General features: G+C 35.5%; 21 protein-coding genes. 11 read left to right on the top strand and 10 right to left on the bottom strand.

What is annotated here, in order from left to right:
* Positions 1-27: 27 nt before the first annotated feature.
* Genes hisIE through AC6CHH_RS10135 form a run of 10 tightly spaced genes read right to left on the bottom strand, consistent with a single transcriptional unit; the run spans position 28 to position 8,327 of the window.
* Entirely contained in the window at positions 28-615 is a 588-nt protein-coding gene (gene hisIE / locus AC6CHH_RS10180) for a bifunctional phosphoribosyl-AMP cyclohydrolase/phosphoribosyl-ATP diphosphatase HisIE (protein WP_498282429.1), read from the bottom strand.
* A gap of 13 nt (positions 616-628) precedes the next feature.
* The gene (gene hisF / locus AC6CHH_RS10175; protein ID WP_498282427.1) at positions 629-1,384 is read right to left on the bottom strand and encodes an imidazole glycerol phosphate synthase subunit HisF; all 756 of its coding nucleotides are present in this window, start codon (positions 1,382-1,384) and stop codon (positions 629-631) included.
* Complete coding sequence (locus AC6CHH_RS10170) at positions 1,384-2,136, bottom strand: 1-(5-phosphoribosyl)-5-[(5-phosphoribosylamino)methylideneamino]imidazole-4-carboxamide isomerase (protein ID WP_498282425.1); 753 nt, start codon at positions 2,134-2,136, stop codon at positions 1,384-1,386. The genes hisF and AC6CHH_RS10170 overlap by 1 nt, the downstream gene beginning before the upstream one ends.
* Positions 2,137-2,150: 14 nt before the next feature.
* A complete protein-coding gene (hisH, locus tag AC6CHH_RS10165; protein ID WP_498282423.1) occupies positions 2,151-2,741 on the bottom strand; it encodes an imidazole glycerol phosphate synthase subunit HisH in 591 nt (196 codons plus the stop codon).
* A gap of 40 nt (positions 2,742-2,781) precedes the next feature.
* The gene (gene hisB, locus AC6CHH_RS10160; RefSeq protein ID WP_498282421.1) at positions 2,782-3,921 is read right to left on the bottom strand and encodes a bifunctional histidinol-phosphatase/imidazoleglycerol-phosphate dehydratase HisB; all 1,140 of its coding nucleotides are present in this window, start codon (positions 3,919-3,921) and stop codon (positions 2,782-2,784) included.
* Complete coding sequence (gene hisC, locus AC6CHH_RS10155; RefSeq protein ID WP_498282419.1) at positions 3,921-4,982, bottom strand: histidinol-phosphate transaminase; 1,062 nt, start codon at positions 4,980-4,982, stop codon at positions 3,921-3,923. The genes hisB and hisC overlap by 1 nt, the downstream gene beginning before the upstream one ends.
* A gap of 55 nt (positions 4,983-5,037) precedes the next feature.
* Positions 5,038-5,949 carry a ribonuclease Z gene (locus AC6CHH_RS10150; protein ID WP_498282523.1) on the bottom strand — a complete coding sequence of 304 codons (912 nt, stop codon included), beginning with the start codon at positions 5,947-5,949 and terminating at the stop codon, positions 5,038-5,040.
* A 4-nt stretch (positions 5,950-5,953) separates the two neighbouring features.
* On the bottom strand, positions 5,954-6,331 hold the full coding sequence (locus AC6CHH_RS10145; protein WP_498282417.1) for an STAS domain-containing protein: 378 nt from the start codon (positions 6,329-6,331) through the stop codon (positions 5,954-5,956).
* A gap of 22 nt (positions 6,332-6,353) precedes the next feature.
* A complete protein-coding gene (locus AC6CHH_RS10140) occupies positions 6,354-7,298 on the bottom strand; it encodes a phosphoribosylaminoimidazolesuccinocarboxamide synthase (protein WP_498282415.1) in 945 nt (314 codons plus the stop codon).
* A 57-nt stretch (positions 7,299-7,355) separates the two neighbouring features.
* Entirely contained in the window at positions 7,356-8,327 is a 972-nt protein-coding gene (locus AC6CHH_RS10135; protein ID WP_498282413.1) for a PhoH family protein, read from the bottom strand.
* A 452-nt stretch (positions 8,328-8,779) separates the two neighbouring features.
* Here AC6CHH_RS10135 and AC6CHH_RS10130 point away from each other — a divergent pair, with 452 nt between their 5' ends.
* From AC6CHH_RS10130 to AC6CHH_RS10080, 11 genes are all read left to right on the top strand, one after another.
* Entirely contained in the window at positions 8,780-9,568 is a 789-nt protein-coding gene (locus tag AC6CHH_RS10130; protein WP_498282411.1) for an SAM hydrolase/SAM-dependent halogenase family protein, read from the top strand.
* A gap of 210 nt (positions 9,569-9,778) precedes the next feature.
* On the top strand, positions 9,779-10,339 hold the full coding sequence (locus tag AC6CHH_RS10125) for a hypothetical protein (RefSeq protein WP_498282409.1): 561 nt from the start codon (positions 9,779-9,781) through the stop codon (positions 10,337-10,339).
* A 57-nt stretch (positions 10,340-10,396) separates the two neighbouring features.
* On the top strand, positions 10,397-12,232 hold the full coding sequence (locus tag AC6CHH_RS10120) for an ABC transporter ATP-binding protein (protein ID WP_498282407.1): 1,836 nt from the start codon (positions 10,397-10,399) through the stop codon (positions 12,230-12,232).
* A 100-nt stretch (positions 12,233-12,332) separates the two neighbouring features.
* On the top strand, positions 12,333-12,710 hold the full coding sequence (locus tag AC6CHH_RS10115; protein WP_498282405.1) for a hypothetical protein: 378 nt from the start codon (positions 12,333-12,335) through the stop codon (positions 12,708-12,710).
* A 62-nt stretch (positions 12,711-12,772) separates the two neighbouring features.
* The gene (locus AC6CHH_RS10110) at positions 12,773-13,432 is read left to right on the top strand and encodes a heme exporter protein CcmB (protein ID WP_498282403.1); all 660 of its coding nucleotides are present in this window, start codon (positions 12,773-12,775) and stop codon (positions 13,430-13,432) included.
* 12 nt (positions 13,433-13,444) lie between these two features.
* On the top strand, positions 13,445-14,107 hold the full coding sequence (gene ccsA / locus AC6CHH_RS10105; protein WP_498282401.1) for a cytochrome c biogenesis protein CcsA: 663 nt from the start codon (positions 13,445-13,447) through the stop codon (positions 14,105-14,107).
* A 1-nt stretch (position 14,108) separates the two neighbouring features.
* Positions 14,109-14,315, top strand: a complete 207-nt coding sequence (locus AC6CHH_RS10100; RefSeq protein WP_498282399.1) for a CcmD family protein — start codon at positions 14,109-14,111, stop codon at positions 14,313-14,315.
* A gap of 13 nt (positions 14,316-14,328) precedes the next feature.
* Positions 14,329-15,312: a DUF6427 family protein gene (locus AC6CHH_RS10095; RefSeq protein WP_498282397.1), complete on the top strand. Its 984-nt coding sequence runs from the start codon at positions 14,329-14,331 to the stop codon at positions 15,310-15,312.
* 163 nt (positions 15,313-15,475) lie between these two features.
* Complete coding sequence (gene bamG / locus AC6CHH_RS10090) at positions 15,476-16,840, top strand: BamG family beta-barrel-assembly machinery protein (RefSeq protein ID WP_498282395.1); 1,365 nt, start codon at positions 15,476-15,478, stop codon at positions 16,838-16,840.
* 36 nt (positions 16,841-16,876) lie between these two features.
* A complete protein-coding gene (gene lptC, locus AC6CHH_RS10085; RefSeq protein ID WP_498282393.1) occupies positions 16,877-17,443 on the top strand; it encodes an LPS export ABC transporter periplasmic protein LptC in 567 nt (188 codons plus the stop codon).
* 162 nt (positions 17,444-17,605) lie between these two features.
* The gene (locus AC6CHH_RS10080; protein WP_498282391.1) at positions 17,606-19,696 is read left to right on the top strand and encodes a peptidylprolyl isomerase; all 2,091 of its coding nucleotides are present in this window, start codon (positions 17,606-17,608) and stop codon (positions 19,694-19,696) included.
* The last annotated feature ends 26 nt before the right edge of the window (positions 19,697-19,722 follow it).

Here is a 19,722-nt window from a genome sequence, read left to right as displayed (position 1 = left end):
CCTTTTTATTTCATTTAAACCACATAACTATTGATGTCTGCTCTCTAAATTTTTAGCAATATCTTCTAAGCTCAATCCCTTTTCTTTAATCAGTAATATTAAATGGAATAGGAGGTCTGAAGATTCATTGATAAAATCAATTTGAGTTTCAGCTAATGCCGCAATGACAGTCTCTACAGCTTCCTCACCAACTTTTTGAGCAATTTTATTAATACCTTTGGTTCGCATTCTATTTACATAGGACTCTTCTGAGGGAAAATCAATTCTATATTGGACAATTCTTTCCAATTGTAACAAGAAGTTTTGATTAAATTCCGTATTAAAACAAGACCTGTTACCCGTATGACAGGTCGGACCTTCCGGATTTACCTTGATCAAAATTGTATCATGGTCACAATCAATGTGTGTACTTACTACATGTAAAAAATTACCACTTTCTTCACCTTTAGTCCACAACCTTTGCTTACTTCTCGAATAAAATGTTACCTTATTCTCTTGTTGAGTTTTTTCCCAAGCTTGCTCATTCATATAACCTAACATCAAAACCTCTAATGTTTGGAAGTCTTGAACGACCACTGGTACTAAACCCTCACTTTTATTAAAATCAATAGTCATTTTTACCTATTTATCAATACCTAATTGGAATTCCATTAGTTTGTAGTGTTTCTTTTAGTTCCGGAATTAAAATTTCACCGTAATGAAATACCGAGGCTGCCAATGCGGCGTCAACATGTGCATGTTGAAATACATCCACAAAATGCTGCTGTTCACCTGCTCCTCCCGAAGCAATTAAAGGAATATGAATATGGTCATTAATTTTCTTCAAAAGACCAATATCAAAACCGTTTTTGGTTCCATCATGGTCCATTGAAGTTAACAGAATTTCACCAGCCCCCCTTTCTTGGGCCTCAAAAATCCAATCTTCCGTTTGGATGTCTGTCATGTCCCTTCCTCCTCGCAGGTGCACATAATTTTTACCATTTACTACTCTGGTATCAACGGCAAGTACAACAAATTGAACTCCAAAAGCTTTCGCGAATTCATCTAAAAGTTTAGGATTCCGGACAGCTGCAGAATTGATAGATATTTTATCAGCACCTGCATTGAGCAAAATATCCGCATCAGCCAATTCGTTAATCCCTCCCCCAATTGTAAATGGAATATTAACTTGACGAGCTACAGCTTTCACAAGATCTACAGTTGTTTTACGTCGCTCATGGGTCGCTGTAATATCTAAAAAAACCAATTCATCCGCCCCTTGCTCAGAATACTGCCATGCGAGCTCTACAGGATCACCGGCATCTCGTAAATCAACAAAATTGACACCTTTAACCGTACGGCCATCCTTCACATCTAAACAAGGAATGATACGTTTTGCTAGCATTAGAAACTAATTAATGCTTTTAAATTCCATTCTTTAATTTCCTCAATGGTAATGTGGTTTTCATAGATGGCTTTACCAACAACAACTGATTCCATTTGACCAAGCTCTTTTAATGCTTCAATATCTTTTAATGAGCTTATTCCACCTGAGCCAATCAGTTTAATAATTGGGGAGTGTTTCAAAAGCTTACTATATAGCTCAACGCCTGCTCCACCTAACTTACCATCTTTGCTAATGTCTGTACATAAAAAACGGTAAAAACCTAAGGCCAAACATTTATCTATATATTCGATCAATTTGATTGGGGAGCTTTCTAACCAACCAGAATATTTAATAACCTCATCAAGAACATCAATGGCAATAACAATATGATCAGCATATTTTGTTCTTCCTTCATTTAATTTGCTAAGTTCTTCTAAAAATGTTGGATTGGTAATAGCCTGTGTGCCGACAATTACGCGGTAGACTCCGGCATCAACTAATTCCTTCACTTTTTCTATACTTCTTACTCCTCCCCCATATTGGACTTTCATTTCTGTTCTTTTTATAATTTCAAACAGATATTCTTGATTGCTAAAATCGCCTTTAGCTCCATTCAAATCAATGATATGCACGATATCTGTGCCATTAGCATGATATTTTTTGATTTGTTCTTCTAGGGAGATAGGGTATTGAGTAACCTCATTATAATTTCCTTCTCTTAAACGGACAACCTGTTTGTCCAATACATCGATAGCAGGTATTATATACATATTCTTAAAATCAATTAAAAGTTATTAAAATTTAACAACAATTGTTCGCCAACTTTTCCTGATTTTTCAGGATGAAATTGAACTGCCCAAAAATTATCTCTGTGAATCGCAGCTGAAAAAGGCAATCCATAGTTACATATTGCAATTGTTTCATCAAGCGCATGCTCAATAAAATACGAATGAACGAAATAAAAATAGGAATTATCAGGAATATCCTTAAAAAGAGGGCAATTATTTTCAAAATGAATACTATTCCATCCCATATGAGGTACCTTTTCTTTCACTCTACCCTCAAAATGTAACGTCTTTAATGGTACCAACCCTAATAATTCGGAATTTCCTTCCTCCGAAAAATCAGTTAACAATTGCATTCCTACACAGATTCCTAAAACCGGTTTCTTCAAAGAGAGGATTTGGTTTGCCAATCCAGAATCTGTCAATTTTTTCATTGCGGCCCCTGCATGACCAACCCCTGGAATAATGATTCGATCATACAAATCAAAGTCTTCTACTTGATCAATCATCCCATAGGAAATCCCCAAACGCTTCAATGCAGCAGAAATCGAAAATATATTTCCTGCACCATAATTTACTATCCCAATCATGAAATCATTTTAAATATAACCAAATGGACGCTAAATAGTTTTACAATAAACCCTTCGTGCTTGGCAACCGCATGTTCTCTGAGTCACGACGGACAGCCTTCTTGATTGTTTTGGCGAAGGCTTTAAAAATTGCTTCAATTTTATGATGTTCATTCTCTCCAGAAGCTTGAATATGGATATTGGACTTTGATGCGTCTGAGAAGGATTTAAAAAAATGAAAAAACATTTCAGTAGGCATACTGCCAATTTTTTCACGCTTAAACTCAGCATCCCAAACAATCCAATTCCGTCCACCAAAATCCATAGCAACTTGCGCTAGACAATCATCCATCGGTAAGGTATAAGCATATCGTTCTATACCTCTTTTATCACCCAAAACCGACAGAAAAATCTCTCCCAGGGCAATACCTGTATCCTCAATGGTATGGTGTTCGTCAATGTGTAAATCCCCTTTCGCTTGAATTGTTAAATCCAATGAACCATGCCGAGCAATTTGATCCAACATATGGTCAAAAAAAGGTAAGCCGGTATCAATATTTGAATTACCGGTGCCATCTAGATTTAATTTAATATAGATATCCGTTTCGTTAGTCTTTCGACGATGTTCTCCAACGCGAGAACCCAGCTTTAAGAATTCATAAATACTTTTCCAGCTCGATGTCTCAAGTGCAACAACATCCTGAGATATTGCTAAGTTTTCGTGTTTACCTAGCTCGTCGTTGTTTCTTAACCAGATTGCTTTAGCGCCAAGATTTTGCGCTAGTTTAACATCATTCAGTCGATCACCAATAACAAAAGACTCAGAAAGAATATATTTTTTCTCATCAAAATAGGAACTCAACATTCCAATTCCAGGTTTACGCGTTTCAGCATTTTCTGCAGGAAAAGTTTTATCGATATGTTCAGCTAGGAAATGAACCCCTTCAATAGCAAAAGTGTTCATGACAAAATGATGCACCGGCCAGAAATTCTCTTCAGGATGGGAGTCTGTACCCAGACCGTCTTGATTGGTAACTAAAACCAATTCAAAATCCAATTCTTCAGCTATTTTAGGTAAGTATTGTAGGGCGCCTGGATAAAATTTTAATTTTGCAAAAGAATCTATTTGCTCATCTTCAGGCTCCTGAATCAGCGTTCCATCCCTATCAATAAACAATATTCTTTTTAGTTTATCTGACATTATTTCTCTAGTTTATAAAACTCACAAATTCGCTCCAAAAGTTTCTTATTCTCTATTTGCGTTCCGATTGTTATCCGTAAGCACCCCTCGCATAGGGTCACCTTTGTACGATCCCTTACAATTACCCCGAATTCAACCAAATGAGTGTAAAGTTCGTTTGGATTTTCTAACTTGACCAATATAAAATTTGCATCGGAAGGTGTAATTCTCTCTACCTGATCCAATTGATTAAGTTGATCGATCAGCCACTCTCTTTGGGCAATAGTCACCTTTATCCACTCATTAACCACATCGAGATGATCCAAAGCCTCCATAACCAGATCTTGCGTTGCCTGGTTAATGTTGTAAGGTGGTTTAATTTTATTAAAGATTTCAATAATTTCCTTACTTGCAAAAGCCAATCCCAACCTTAAAGCGGCCAACCCCCAAGCCTTCGACAAGGTTTGCAAAACAACTAAATTAGGAAACTCAGATAGTCCCTGCGTAATAGATGATTGTTTTGAATAATTAATATATGCTTCATCCACAACAATTAATCCTTTAAAATTAATTAACAACGTTTCAATATCTAGAGGATCAATGCTATTACCAGTTGGGTTATTCGGAGAACACACAAAAATAATTTTTGTATGTGTATCTATCGCCTCAGCTATTCCATCCAAATCCAACTGAAAATCTTTAGTCAGATTTACTTTTCTGGCCTCTACATCATTAATGTTTGCAGAAACCTCATACATACCATAGGTTGGCGGAACCAATATGACGTTATCAATCCTTGGTGTACAAAATGCACGGAAAAGGATATCGATCGCTTCGTCCGAACCATTGCCCAAAAACATATTTTCGCTAGGCACTCCTTTTATTTTTGACAGCTTATTTTTCAGTTGCAGCTGGAGTGGATCCGGGTATCGATTGTAATCATGTGAAACAGGCGAACCAAAAGCGTTCTCATTTGCATCTAAAAAAACTGAAGCATTACCTTTAAATTCACTACGTGCCGAAGAATACGGAACTAAGTTTTTGATATTGTCTCTAAGTAGAGCGTTTAAGTTGAAAGACATTATATTAGACTAAAAAATTACGAGCTGTAAATATGGACAAAATTCTACAAAATCACTAAACTAAAAACCATTTCCCTTCCTCAGAAAGCTCAGAATTTGGAAAAATGGACTGTGCCTCATCCAATAATGGCTGAAGGTTTTTATACCTGGCAGAATAATGTCCAAGTAGAAGTTTATTGACTTGACTCTCCAAAGCTATCTCTGCGGCTTGTTTGGACGTCGTATGGAAGGTTTCGTAGGCTCGATCAACCATTTCATGTAGAAAAGTACTTTCATGATAAAGCATATTGACACCTTTTATTGCGGATAAATAAATAGGGTTTCTAACTGTATCAGAGCAGAATGCATAACTTCTTGTCTCTGGAGGTTCATCAGTCAGATCGACCGCAGAATACACCTTTCCAGAAGGGTCTACATAATCAATTCCCTTTTTTATGGCATTGTAATAAACGGGTGGAATTCCTAGCTTAGTCACTAGGTCTGCCTTCAATATTGCGTTTCGTTTCCCTTCATCAAATCGAAATCCAGTACATGGAACTCGATGAATCAGAGGAAAAGAACTAATATTCATCATCCTAGACTCAAAAAGAAGTTCCTCTTTATTTGGATTGGTGACATGAAAAATAATAGCATAACGAATAACCGTTTGTGAATGCAAGAAATGTAGTTCTAAAATTTCTTGGAGAGGCGCCGGCCCATATATATGAAGATCCGCTTTTCGACCAATCAAATGCATTGAGGACAACAAACCTACCAATCCAAGATAATGATCCCCATGTAAGTGGCTGATGAAAATATGATCTATTCTATTACTTTTTATCCCGTAGCGTGAAAGTTGCATTTGTGTCCCCTCCCCGCAGTCAATCAGAAACAATTGTTCGTTATAATTAACGACTTGAGAAGTTGGATGACGCTCAAACATTGGAGTTGCTGAACTATTTCCTAAAATCAAAACCTCAAATCGGATCATTTCACGACTGTCCATTTTTTAAATCCAATCTGATTTCATTTCCAAAAATCAAATCTTTAGCTTGTTCAATATTAGGTGTAATAATTAAATACTTATCAAGCCCTAAGGATTCAATATATTGTCTAACATCATCATTTAAGTTAGTCAATATAAACAGTCCACCCATAGACTTACAAAGCCTTCTTGCAAGTAATCCAATCCTAATTCCTACCTCATCGGTAAGGAACACTTTATTCAAATCTAAAACAATATTACGATGACCACCCGTATTACGTAGTAATAGTTCTCCTTTCAAACTGGCAGCTGTCTCCCCATCTAAATTATGTTGAAGTGGTTCAATCACGACATACCGCTCATATTTATCAACCGTAAATTTCATAATAGTTTCAATTAAAATTAAATTATAAACTTATCAATGCATTATCTACATTCCTTTGCACTCTTTCTATTATTTTCCCTTGTTCAGGAAAAATAAATGTTTCTCCAGTAATTTTTTCATAGAGCTCAATGTAACGTTCCGAAATTTTGTTTACAATTTCATCTGTCATTTCAGGAATTTCTTGGCCCTGCTTTCCTTGAAAACCGTTCTCTATTAACCATTGGCGAACAAATTCTTTTGAGAGTTGTTTTTGGGGCTCGCCATTTTCTTGACGCTCTTGATATCCATCAGCGTAAAAATACCTAGAAGAATCAGGCGTGTGAATTTCATCAATAAGATAAATTACATCATCAATTTTACCAAATTCATATTTGGTATCAACCAAAATCAATCCTCGTTCTGCAGCGATTTCAGTTCCCCTTTGAAACAAGGCTTTAGCATATTTTTCCAATGCAGAATAGTCCGCCTCTGTCACAATTCCCTTCGCAATAATATCGTTTCTTGAAATATCTTCATCGTGCCCAACAGCAGCCTTTGTTGTCGGAGTAATGATTGGCTCAGGAAGTTTATCATTTTCCTTTAGTCCTTCGGGCAACGATTCACCACATAATACTCTTCCTCCCTCTTTATAGGTTCGCCATAAATGTCCCGATACATAACCACGGATTACCATTTCCACCTTGAATGGTTCACATTTTTTACCAATAGTCACGCTAGGGTCTGGAACTGAAATAACCCAGTTTGGCAGGATATCAGCTGTAGCTTTTAAAAATTTGGATGCAATTTGATTTAACACTTGCCCCTTATAGGGTATTGCACGTGGCAGAACGACATCAAAAGCCGAAATGCGATCTGAGGCAATCATCACTAAATAATCCTCGCCAATGCTATACACATCTCTGACTTTACCTCTATAAAATGAAGTTTGATTCTTGAAATTAAAATTTGTTTCCTTTATTGTATTCATACTATTTGCGTATTATACGCTTTTATTTTAAATTATTTTTGGAGGGTTCATCTCCTATTAAATATCACCGTATGCCTCTAAAATACGTTTTACTAATTTGTGACGGACTACATCATCTCCCGTTAAATAAATCATATCTATTCCGGGAATACCATCCAGTATTTTTGCAGCATTCACCAAACCAGATTGTGTCTTTTTAGGTAAATCTACCTGTGTCATATCCCCGGTTACAATAAACTTTGCTGTTGGTCCCATGCGGGTCAAAAACATTTTAAGCTGTAAATCAGTGGCATTTTGAGCCTCATCCAAAATTACAAAACAATTGTCTAGAGTTCTTCCCCTCATGAAAGCTAATGGCGCAACTTCAATAGTCCTGTTTTCCAAATAACCTTTTAATTTTTCTGCAGGAATCATGTCGTCCAGCGCGTCATATAATGGTCGTAAATACGGATCCACTTTCTCCTTTAGATCTCCCGGTAAAAAACCTAAATTCTCACCAGCCTCAACGGCAGGCCTTGTCAGGATAATACGTTTGATTTCTTTGTTTCGCAAAGAACGAACTGCTAGGGCCACCGCTGTGTAAGTCTTCCCTGTTCCAGCAGGTCCAATAGCGAATAAGATGTCATTCTTATTTATACTATCAACCATTTTACGTTGGTTGGCAGTGCGTGCCCTGACTATTATCCCGTTTGGACCATATACAATCGGTTCTCCTTTAAAAATTGCTGCCTTATTCTCCGGATCCAAATTATTCTGAATTGGACTTTTAAGTTCCGTCACATTGGATAGGATACTTTCTAAATCTAATATAGAAAGCGAGTGATACTTGTTTACATGATTCAACACGTCATTAAATGATTGTTGAAAATGTACTCTTTCCACCTCCTCACCCAATACTTTTAAAATACTTCCTCTTGCCACTAAACGAACCTTTGGAAAGCTTTTTTTTATATACTCAAAGTTTTCATTTTGAGCGCCCCATAGCGTTGCTAAATTGTAGACTTCTAAATCGATTTCTAATTCACTCAACTTGTTTCCTTATTAATTTTGAATTAATTTATTACCTCACCGTTTTTAAATTGTATTGTTTTCTCAACCCTTAGTTTATCAATAAAGTATCTATTTAAATGTGAAAAAATAAACAAAAAAATCCTTACTATAGATGCATTACAACAAGAAAAATAGTTCAATTCAATGCTTATCAGAATTCCTGTAAGCAAAATAATAGCATCCTACTACTAAAACCTGAGACTAATCCATTAGACTTCCTGAAGCTTGCATAAAGATATCAAAAAAATAAACCATTTTTAGGTCTTTTGAAATCTTATTTATACCAAAAATACAAACTAATTGAACAGAATTAAAAGCATTTGCAAGTATTAATTCATATATCATTTAGCAATCGGTTTAGTTTTTATATTTTTGTATTTCGCTTTTTAATAAATCATTTAATAATTACAGCTATCGGCACGCTGAAAAATATGGGAGTAATTACGTTAACCACAGATTTAGGTCACCGCGATTTTTATCAAGCAGCGTTAAAAGGCAGCATAATTTCACAATTACCCGATGTTAGGTTGGTGGATATTTCACACAATATTCCTTCCTTTAGCATTCAACATGCAGCATTTGTCATCAATAACGCTTATCCATATTTTCCAAAGGACACGGTACACTTAATTGGCATTGACACAGTTTTTCAAGAGGGTTCTAGATATCTGGCGATGGCTTATAAAGACCAGTATTTCGTTGGAGCAGATAATGGCATATTTAGTATTATTACCGGCCAGGATAGACCTTCAGAACTTGTTGAAATTAATATCATGCAGGACTTAAGGTATTTACACTTTCCCCTGGCTGATATTTTAACAAAAGCAGCGTGTCATATCGCGAATGGAGGAAAACTAAACGATATAGGAATACCTATTGATAATCCTGTAATTAAAGTTACCTTTCAACCTATTTACAATATAAATTCAATTAAAGGTCATGTAACATTCATTGACGCTTTTGGAAATGTAATCAGTAATATAAGTAAAGAACTCTTCAATAAAATTCAAAACGGAAGAGATTTCATTTTAAGGTTTAAAAGAAATGAAACTATAAGTAATTTAAGCTGGCATTATAATGAAGTGGCCGAGGGTGAGAAATTATGTCTTTTCGGTATCAGCAATTTTTTAGAAATCGCAATCAACAAAGGAAATGCAAGCCAGTTATTAGGATTATATCAGGATGAAACGATTTTGGTCGAATTCCTGAACCCACACTAGTACTCCTTAATTTTAGAAAAATTTATCCGATTACATTTAATCCTGAAGTGGAATTTAGAATAAATACCACTTCAGCATAAACTTACCTTGAAAGCAACTGACTCAGACCAACCAAGATAAGGAACGAAAATGACTAATATATTCAAAAATTAATTACTTTTGAACCCTCTTATCAAGTTTTAACTTGATAATTATAAGGTTATAATACATATGAAAAATATCATTAAAATCATTTCCATTATACTCTTAAGCAATATTGTGACTTTGGGTCTCTACGCTCAAGACAGCAATGAGTCGAAAACGGACTCGTTATCTTTTGAATTCCAAAGAGAGAGAGTAAATAAATTACTTATTGATAGAAGTAAGCGTTTTGGAGATTATGATCATTCATTGGGACAGAAAACCGGAATTTTTGGCTTATTCAAAACGAAAGCCGATATGCAAAAATCCATTGATATCCTAAGAAAAATTGTTTTAAATGACAATAATATTTTTATTGAAACTAGAAAGCTTCTTGATTTAAAAGATGCTCAAAGTGAACGTTATCAGCGATTAGCGAAAGAATATGATCATCAGGTGTCCGCCTATATGAAGACCATCACTAAATTGCAGACTGAAAATGATAAATTGCGTAAAGAATTAAGTGTATTAGAAAATGTCGATACAGGCAACGGCATCCTACTTTATATTGCAATTCTAGTTATTTTGGGTTTATTATTTCTTCTGTATACACAATATAGAAATACAAAATCAAAAAAATTGACCCAATAGTGATAAGAAGACTTAGATATATCAGTATTTTTGCCCAAAGTCATATATAAATAATTCATGGCCAGACCGAGATTGAACAGTGGTGATACACATTCTGAAGAATTACCAAAGCCGAAACTTAATAAAGATATCTTTAAAAAATCATTAAAGATCTTTTCCTATATAAAACCATTCAAATGGAAATTTATAATAGGAATGATTTTTCTGATATTATCGAGTCTAACGATGTTAACATTTCCGGCCTTGTTAGGTTCGATGATAGATGCCGCAAATGGAAAACAAACACATCCATGGTTACCAGCGGACATCATGTTCATCGGTACACTTTCTATCTCAATATTAGCCGTCCAGTCCATTATCTCTTTCTTTAGAATTCGGTTATTTGTTGAAATTTCTGAAAGAGCATTGGCAAATCTTAGAAAAGATGCTTATCATAAATTAATAACGCTACCTGTAGATTTCTTCGCAAATCGCCGGGTTGGTGAGTTAAATAGTAGACTATCTTCAGATTTATCTCAGATACAAGATACGATGACAACTACTTTAGCTGAATTATTAAGGCAGACCATTAGTTTAAGTTTTGGCGTGGTACTTTTGATTCTAGTTTCTCCTAAATTGGCCTTAATGAACCTCAGTATTTTACCTTTAATCATAATTGTTGCATTGATTTTTGGACGTTTCATCCGTAAACTATCTAAAGAGTCTCAAGATCAACTTGCAGATTCAAATGCGATAGTTCAGGAAACTTTATTGGGTATTAGTAATGTAAAAGCATTTGTAAATGAATTTTTTGAATCCAAAAGGTATGCAGATAAACTAGGTAAAGCAGTAAGCTTAGCTGTCAAGGGTGCAACTTTCCGAGGAGTTTTTGCCTCCTTTATCATATTTGCAATTTTCGGAGCAGTGATTGTCGTTATTTGGTATGGGGCAACATTGGTCTCCAGCAATGAAATTTCAGTCGGTGATTTAACGACTTATATATTGTATTCTATGTTTGTTGCTGGTTCAATGGGAAGTTTCCCTGAATTATACGCAAGTATTCAAAAATCATTAGGCGCTAGCGAGAGGGTTTTAGAAATACTGAACGAAAAACAAGAGAACATCAAAGTAGACCATACGGATAAAGAAATTAAACACCATTTAAAAGGTGAAATTAGATTTGAAAATATTCGTTTCACCTATCCTTCACGTCCAGACATTGAAACTTTAAAGGACATTACCTTCCAGGTACCAGCCGGCAAGAAACTTGCCATTGTTGGCCCAAGTGGAACAGGTAAATCCACAATTGCTAATCTTATTTTACAGTTTTACCAACAGACTTCAGGCAAAATATATTACGATGGGATTTCTTCTGAAGACCTACTATTAACAGATATCCGAAATCAGGTAGCGATTGTTCCTCAAGATGTACTCCTATTCGGAGGTAGCATTAGAGACAATATTAGTTATGGAAATTTAAATGCAAGTCATCAAGAAATAGAACAAGCAGCAAAAAGAGCAAATGCTCATGATTTTATATTGAATTTCCCGGAGGCATATGACACCATAGTTGGTGAAAGAGGAGTTAAACTCTCTGGCGGACAGCGTCAACGTATTGCCATAGCCAGGGCCCTATTAAAGAACCCTGCAATTTTAATATTGGATGAGGCAACTTCCTCTCTTGATTCAGAATCGGAGCGTTTGGTTCAATTAGCCTTAGAGGAACTGATGCGTAATAGAACTTCCATAATAATCGCCCATCGATTATCTACGATTAAGGAAGCAGATAAAATTATCATTGTAGAGAATGGGATAATTTCAGATCAAGGCACCCATCAAGAATTAATGGAAAAGGACAATGGTCTTTACCGTCATCTATACACTTTACAATCCCTACAAGTAGTAGTAAGTTAATTAGTGTTAATTTCAATTAACTTGAAACCTTTTGGCTTATGGCTTGTTTAAAACTAAACAGTAAAAGATTCAAAGACTAAATCGAAAAAAAAATACGATCATGGAAAAAAACAAAAATGGATTAGTAGCATTCGCACTTTTAGGATTAGCCATTGGAACAGCAGCATATTACTTATTAGGTACAGAGGATGGTAAAAAACAGCTCGACCGTGCTAATGAAGGAGTAAGAAATCTGACAAAAACCATTAAGGAATTATCTGAAAAAGAAGCGAAACGAGCTGCAAAATTAGCAAAATCTGCAAAATCAGATATTGAAAATTTAAAAAACCGGGCAAAACATGCAGGTAGGGAAGTCTTAGATAAAGCTTCAGAAAAAGCCAACGAATGGGCAACTAGAACATCAGAGGCGGCTGACAGCGTCATCTCAAAATCTGAGGATCTAGCTAATAAAGCAAAATCAGATATTAAAAACGTATAATATCGACCTTTATTTTAGGACAAAATGTATCCGTCAAAGATTGATTTGTATCTTTGCCTACCATGGATTTGTTTACCCAAGTAAAGACACTTATTTATAAAGATGTTGTTTTGGAATGGCGTTCCAAATACGCTATCAACAGCATATTACTTTACGTAGTATCTACAGTATTTGTTTGCTTTCAATCTTTCAAATCTGTAGATACTACTGTTTGGAATACACTGTTTTGGATTATTTTATTGTTTGCCGCAATAAATGCTATGAATCGCAGTTTTATTCAAGAAACTGGTTCAAGGCAATTATATTATTACTCTTTAATCAATCCTAAGGCAATTATACTTGCAAAAATAATTTACAATTCTTTGTTGATGATTTTGCTAACGTCAATCGCTTTTGTCGTCTATAATTTGATATTTAACAGTGAAATTGGAAACCTACCGATCTATCTTTTGAGTATTTTATTAGGGAGTATAAGCTTTGCAACTGTTTTCACCATGGTCGCTGGCATAAGTGCAAAAGCAGGCAATAACAGCACGATCATGGCTATTCTGAGCTTTCCAGTCATTATTCCTCTTTTAATAATTCTGATTAAGCTTTCAAAAAATGCTGTTATGGGTGGAACAATCTCTGCGAGCTGGGGAGATATAGCTGTTTTATTGGCAATTAATGTCGTTACAATTGCTATTTCTTTGCTCTTATTTCCTTACCTTTGGCGAGATTGAATTTAGGTTCTTATGAAAAAGTCTTGGTGGAAAATCTTAGGGATTGTGATGGTTGCAAGCACCATTGTTGCAGGCTTATTAGGTCCTGTACCTGAGTTACCCATATTGAATGAAACTATCCGAAATGTATATTTCCATGTGCCCATGTGGTTTACAATGGTTTTCCTCTATTTAATTTCGGTAATTTATAGTATTAAATTTCTAAATGGAGGAAAACGAAAACACGATTTGATTGCCGTAGAGGCTGTCAATACAGGTATTCTATTCTGCGCCTGCGGATTGATGACAGGAATGCTCTGGGCTAATATAACCTGGGGGGATCCTTGGCCAAACGATCCCCAACTCAACGGAGCCGCTATTACGACTTTAATGTACTTAGCCTATTTAATATTAAGAAATGCCCTGGAGGAAGAACAAAAACGCGCGAAAATTTCCGCTATCTATAATATTTTTGCTTTTCCAATCATGATTGTTTTATTGTACATCTTACCCAAGATGACTGATTCATTACACCCTGGAAGCGGTGGGAATTCAGGTTTTGGAAACTTGGATCTAGACAATAATCTAAGACCCGTTTTTTACACAGCTGTCTTGGGCTGGATATTAATTGGAACATGGATAGCTACCTTGGGTTACCGACTAAGGTTAATTGAGGACAAAAAAAATAGTTTATAAAATGAAAAAGTTTATCTCTTCCCTTTTAGCCTTAATCATTAGCATTGGGCATATCTGTGCGCAAAACCAGGTTGAAATGGCCGATGGATTGCGTTCGCAAGGAAAAATTTATGTGGTTGTTTTGGTCATGTTAGTCATTTTCTGTGCTGTGGCTGTTTATTTATTCTCAATTGATCGTAAAATATCAAAGTTAGAAAAAGATAAATAATCAATTTGATTATATGCTAATTAACCAACATCGTTCATTATCGGGATTAAATATTTTTCTTGTCTCCCTTGTTGGTACGCTACTTTGTTTGGCTGTTTATATACATCTCCCGGAAAAATTAACTCCGATATTGGTAGAACCTGGTCTAAGGAAACTCTTAGGTTTTCAAATAGGCTCAAACCTTAACCCGCAAACCAATGTTTTTATCACCTTGGTGTTAACACTTTTACAAGCTTTTTCACTAAATAGAGTCGTAAATCATTATAATCTACTAGGTAAACCAAATTTTTTAACAGCGTTAATGTTTATGACATTGGTGAGTTTATTCATTCCTTTTTTGGTATTATCCCCTACTTTGATTTGTAATTTTATTACGGTATGGATGTTGCAAAAATTATTCAACATTTATAAGCATGTTGACGTAAAATCGATCATGCTTGATTTGGGGCTTCTTGTTGCTTTAGGGAGTCTGATTTACTTCCCCTTTATCGTTATGCTGGTCCTAATTTGGGCGAGTTTAATAATCTATAGACCCTTTAATTGGAGAGAATGGATTACTCCTTTATTAGGTGTGGTTGTGGTCTACTTCTTATTGGCAGTGGCATATTTTTGGTTGAATAGATTAGATGAATTTTACCAAATTTTTATCCCCTTTACCTATTCGATCCCGACAAGACTGAACATGGATATGTACGATTATTTTGTATTAATTCCTGTTCTAATTGCTTTGGGTGGTTTTATCTTTATTCTAAAAGATAATTTCTTCAAAAGCATAGTTCAGGTTAGAAAGAGTTTTCAGCTCTTATTTATCATGTTAATTCTAATTATTGGCTCTTTCTATCTCAATCAAGAAAAATCGGTCAATCATTTCTTATTATCAGTACCAGCAATAAGCATCTATTTAGCCTATTTTTTTACACACGCAAAAATTAAATGGTTTTACGAAACATTGTATCTAGTAATTTTATTAACGATTGTGTATTTTCAATTTTTCTAAAAAACTGAAAATTAGCTGTTTAACCTTTTTTAACAACTAATACTCTTCACATATTTAAAAAATAGATAGTTTTGTAGCAAAAATTAGCGAGAATATACCCGAATTAGAAGATTTACCTCATCACAATTGGCAAAAGAAGACCTTTAATTAGGTTCCAATTACGATGAATCAATTTAAAATATTGAAACAATTGAAATTTACATACCCACTCACGCAACTGCTTATCGTATTAGGAATAGGCTCATTGATACTAACTAGCACGCGCAGCTACGCTCAATCATCAACCTCTCATTCGCCTTATTCCCAGTATGGAATTGGTCAAATGAGGGAGGACTTATTACCACAAACCCGTAGCATGGGCGGGATCTCTGCCGGAGTGAGATATCAAAGTGGACTTCCCATTCTTAACATCGCTAACCCTGCTAGTTATTCGACTTTCAATAGAGCAATTTTAGATGCAGGTTTATATGGAAATGTTACACAACTGGCAAAAGGGAACAACACTGATAATACAGCTGATTTTGCATTTAGTCATTTCGCATTTGGTTTCTCACTCAACAAATCAAATGGCCCAAAATTAGGTGGAATATCATTTGGATTATTACCTTATTCAGATGTAGGCTACAACATAGCAGCAACTCGTGAAATTGAAAACATCCCATATAAAACAAGCCTAGTAGGTGAGGGCGGAATAAATAAAGCGTATGTAGGTTATGGTGTCTCACCATTTAAAGGATTTAGTATCGGGGCTAATGTTGGATTTTTGTTTGGAAATCTTTATGACAAGGCAATGATAGAATTCCCATATCAAGTAGGATATTACAACACGGTGCAGACCATGACAAGACAGACCCGTGGTATTACTTTTGATTATGGTGCTCAATATTTCAAGCCGCTAGGCAATAAAATGAATATGACCATAGGCTATTCAGGTTCATTAGACAATACTGTTAACAGTAAAGTTACCTCGATGGTAACCCGGACTCAAACGGATGCCAATTCAGGAAGTATAAACGATCAAGTTGCTATTGATACCTCGGCCATGAGCTTAGTATCCAATCGCGAAATTAATTTACCATTAAAACACAATGTGGGATTTACCCTAAGTAAAGGAGCTAATTGGATGGTAGGAGCTGATTTCAAGTATGCAGATTGGTCCAAATTTCAAACCCGTTTAGGTGAACCAGAACTTGGAAAAAATATCGGCGTTGCTGTTGGTGGTCAGTTTAAACCAGACCCAACATCATTGAACTATCTAAACGTTATCGACTATAGAGTAGGATTTAGGTACAACAAAACACATATTAGCGTAAACAACAATAGGATTACGGATATGGCAGTCACTGTTGGTCTTGGTATCCCATTGCCAGAAACAAACTTTGGTAGAACATTTTCCAACGTGAATATCTCTGCTGAATTTGGTCAACAAGGAACGCTAAAGAGTAATTTAGTCAGAGAGCGTTATATTAATATCAATCTTGGATTTACCATCAATGATGCATGGTTTATGAGAAGGAGTTATGATTAATAAAAGATGTTAACACGCGTAAAAATATCAAGGATAATGCCCTTAACAATTATTTTGATAGGGGCTGTCTTGTCTTTTGCCTGTGAAAATGACACCAAGGATATTGATCGTTTAGCAAACATTACTCCAGAGGAAGCTGTAGATATTTCAAAGGATGTGGTAGTGATATACAGCGATTCTGCAGTGGTAAAAGCCGAACTTAGGGCGCCTGAAATGCGTGTTTATCACGATAGCACAGGGAACTATGAGTTTAAAAAAGGAGTGACCATTATTTTCTTTGACGAACAAGCAAGAGAAAGCCAAAGAATTACCGCAGATTATGCTATTCAAAAACCCAAAGAAAATAGTACTGAATTCAGAAAAAACGTGGTTATCACAAAGAAGGATGGCATGATTGTTAAGACCGAAGAGTTAATTCACGACGAAAAGAACAAGAAATATTACGGAAGCCAACCTATTACCGCGGAATATACCGACGGTAGAACTTCAGCTCAGGGGACTTCATTTACCTCAGACGAAAATTTCAACGATATCGTTTTCACATCTGGTACAGCAATATATTACCCATCTGCAAATTCATCATTTCCATCATTTGGGAACTAACAGGTATTGAGTTAATTTCCTGAAAAAAAATAGATAACACTAAAAATAAAATGTTACGCTTTTTTTCATAAAAATTGTATCTTGCGCCTTGTTTTTAAGAAACGACAATTAAGTAACTAAAGTTAAGAATTTAATAAAATAGAGTATACAATTATGGGATTAATGAGCTATTTGCGAAACCATGCGGGGTTAGTAATTACCGTGATCGGTTTGGCAATCGTTGCGTTTTTATTGGGAGATATCATTAATATGGGTACTCCATTTTGGCGTAGTAGTCAAAACGAGGTGGGGGAAGTTAATGGAAAAGCGATAGATTATCAAGCATTTAATGCTCAGGTTGATCAAGCTAACGCTATGTTTCAACAACAAATGGGTGGTGCTGTTTCTCCACAAATGAAAAATTTTGCTGTCCAACAAGTATGGAACCAATTCTTACAACAAAATGTAATTGATCAAGAACTAGAGAAAATCGGTTTTACTTTAGGAAAAGAAGAATTAAACAACTTAATTTTTGGGAACAACCCTTCGCCACAAGTTCTTCAAGCATTTGTAAACCCACAAACTGGACAGTTTGACCGCAATTATTTGAATGGATTTGTTGAGCAATCAAAAGTTAATCCAGAAATAAAACAACAATGGGAAGGATTCTTAGTTGGCGTAAAGAATGAACGCTTAAACCAAAAATACACCAACTTAATCAGTAACAGTATTTACACAACTTCCCTAGAGGCTGAATACGATTATAATGCTCAAAACAAACTAGCAAACTTTAAATACGTCATGCTAGATTATGCCTCTGTGAATGATTCTGAAATCAAATTAACAGACGCTGATTACAATGAATACTACACTAAAAACAAGAATGCGTTCAAAAATAAGGAAGAAATTCGTAGTGTTGAATACCTTTTATTTGATGCATCCCCAAATGGAGCAGACTCTGCATTAGCTTTAAGTAGCATTCAAAAATTAAAAGCTGAGTTACAAACATCTACCAACGATTCTAATTTTGTTTCGATCAATTCAGAAAACAAATATCCGGTAAGATTTTACAGCAAAGGTCAAATAAGTCCTGCCCTTGATTCTGTAGTCTTTAAGACCGCTCCTGGAACTACTGTTGGACCTTTCCTTTCTCAAAACAACTATGAGATCGCTAAAGTGCTTGAGGTAAAAACGAGCCCAGATTCAGTTAATGCTAGTCACATCATGCTAAATCCTGCAATCGAAGGTGGTGTGCAATCCGCTTTAGCTAAAGCGGATTCAATTAAAAACCTAATTCAAAACGGGGCTAGCTTTGCTGCCTTAGCAATTGAATTTAGTGCGGATCCAAATAGTAAAAATAATGCTGGTGAAATAGGCACATTGACTCGTGGAATGGTACCAGAATTGGATGAAACCCTTTTTGATGGTAAAACTGGAGAGGTTAAGGTCGTTTCTACAAACATGGGTGTTCATATTGTCAAGATAAATAAACAAATAGGAAATTCTCCAATTGCAAAATTGGCTATTGTGAATAAACCTATTTTAGCGTCTAAAGAAACGACAGATGCGGCATACGCTAAAGCGAATAAATTCTTTTCAGAAGCGAATAAAACCAACTTCGAAGAGGTTGCTAAAAAACAGAACATAGTTGTTCTTAAAAATGATCGTACTCTAGCTATGGATAATACGTTTGGAGCAGTTGAAGTTCCTCGTGACCTAGTGCGTTGGGTATACGAAGCAAAAGTTGATGATGTAACCGATAAGGTATATGAAACCGAGAACAATTTTATTATTGCTCGTCTTACAAAGGTTCAACCTAAAGGAATTCAACCGATGGAATCTGTAAAAACAATGATCGAACCCGTTGTTAAAAACCTAGTAAAGGCTCGGATGCTGAAAGAAAAAATGTCCAACGCTTTAAACGGCGCTACTTCTATCGATCAAGTTGCACAGAAATTAGGAAAGAATGCACAAACTGTAGAAAACGTAGTATTGGCAAACCCAGTTATTCCTGGGGTAGCTGTTGAGAATGCAGTAGTGGGTACAGTATTTGGATTACAACCAAACAAACCTTCGAAATCAATTGAAGGTAAACAAGGCGTATACGCCGTACAGGTAACAGGGTTTGTAAATCCAAAAGCCTTATCTGGCGCAGACTTAAATGCTCAACAGAAACAAATTTCTCAAGCTAAAGCGCAACGTTCTTGGGGAACAATTTTCACAGCCTTACAAGACAAAGCAAAAATTGTTGACAATCGAATTAAATTCTATTAACATATAATAGTTAAATTTGTAGCTGG

This window comes from Sphingobacterium sp. GQ94 (assembly GCF_059758715.1).
The sequence above is the reverse complement of the archived record's forward strand: the minus strand, read 5'-3'. Positions and strand labels throughout refer to the sequence as shown.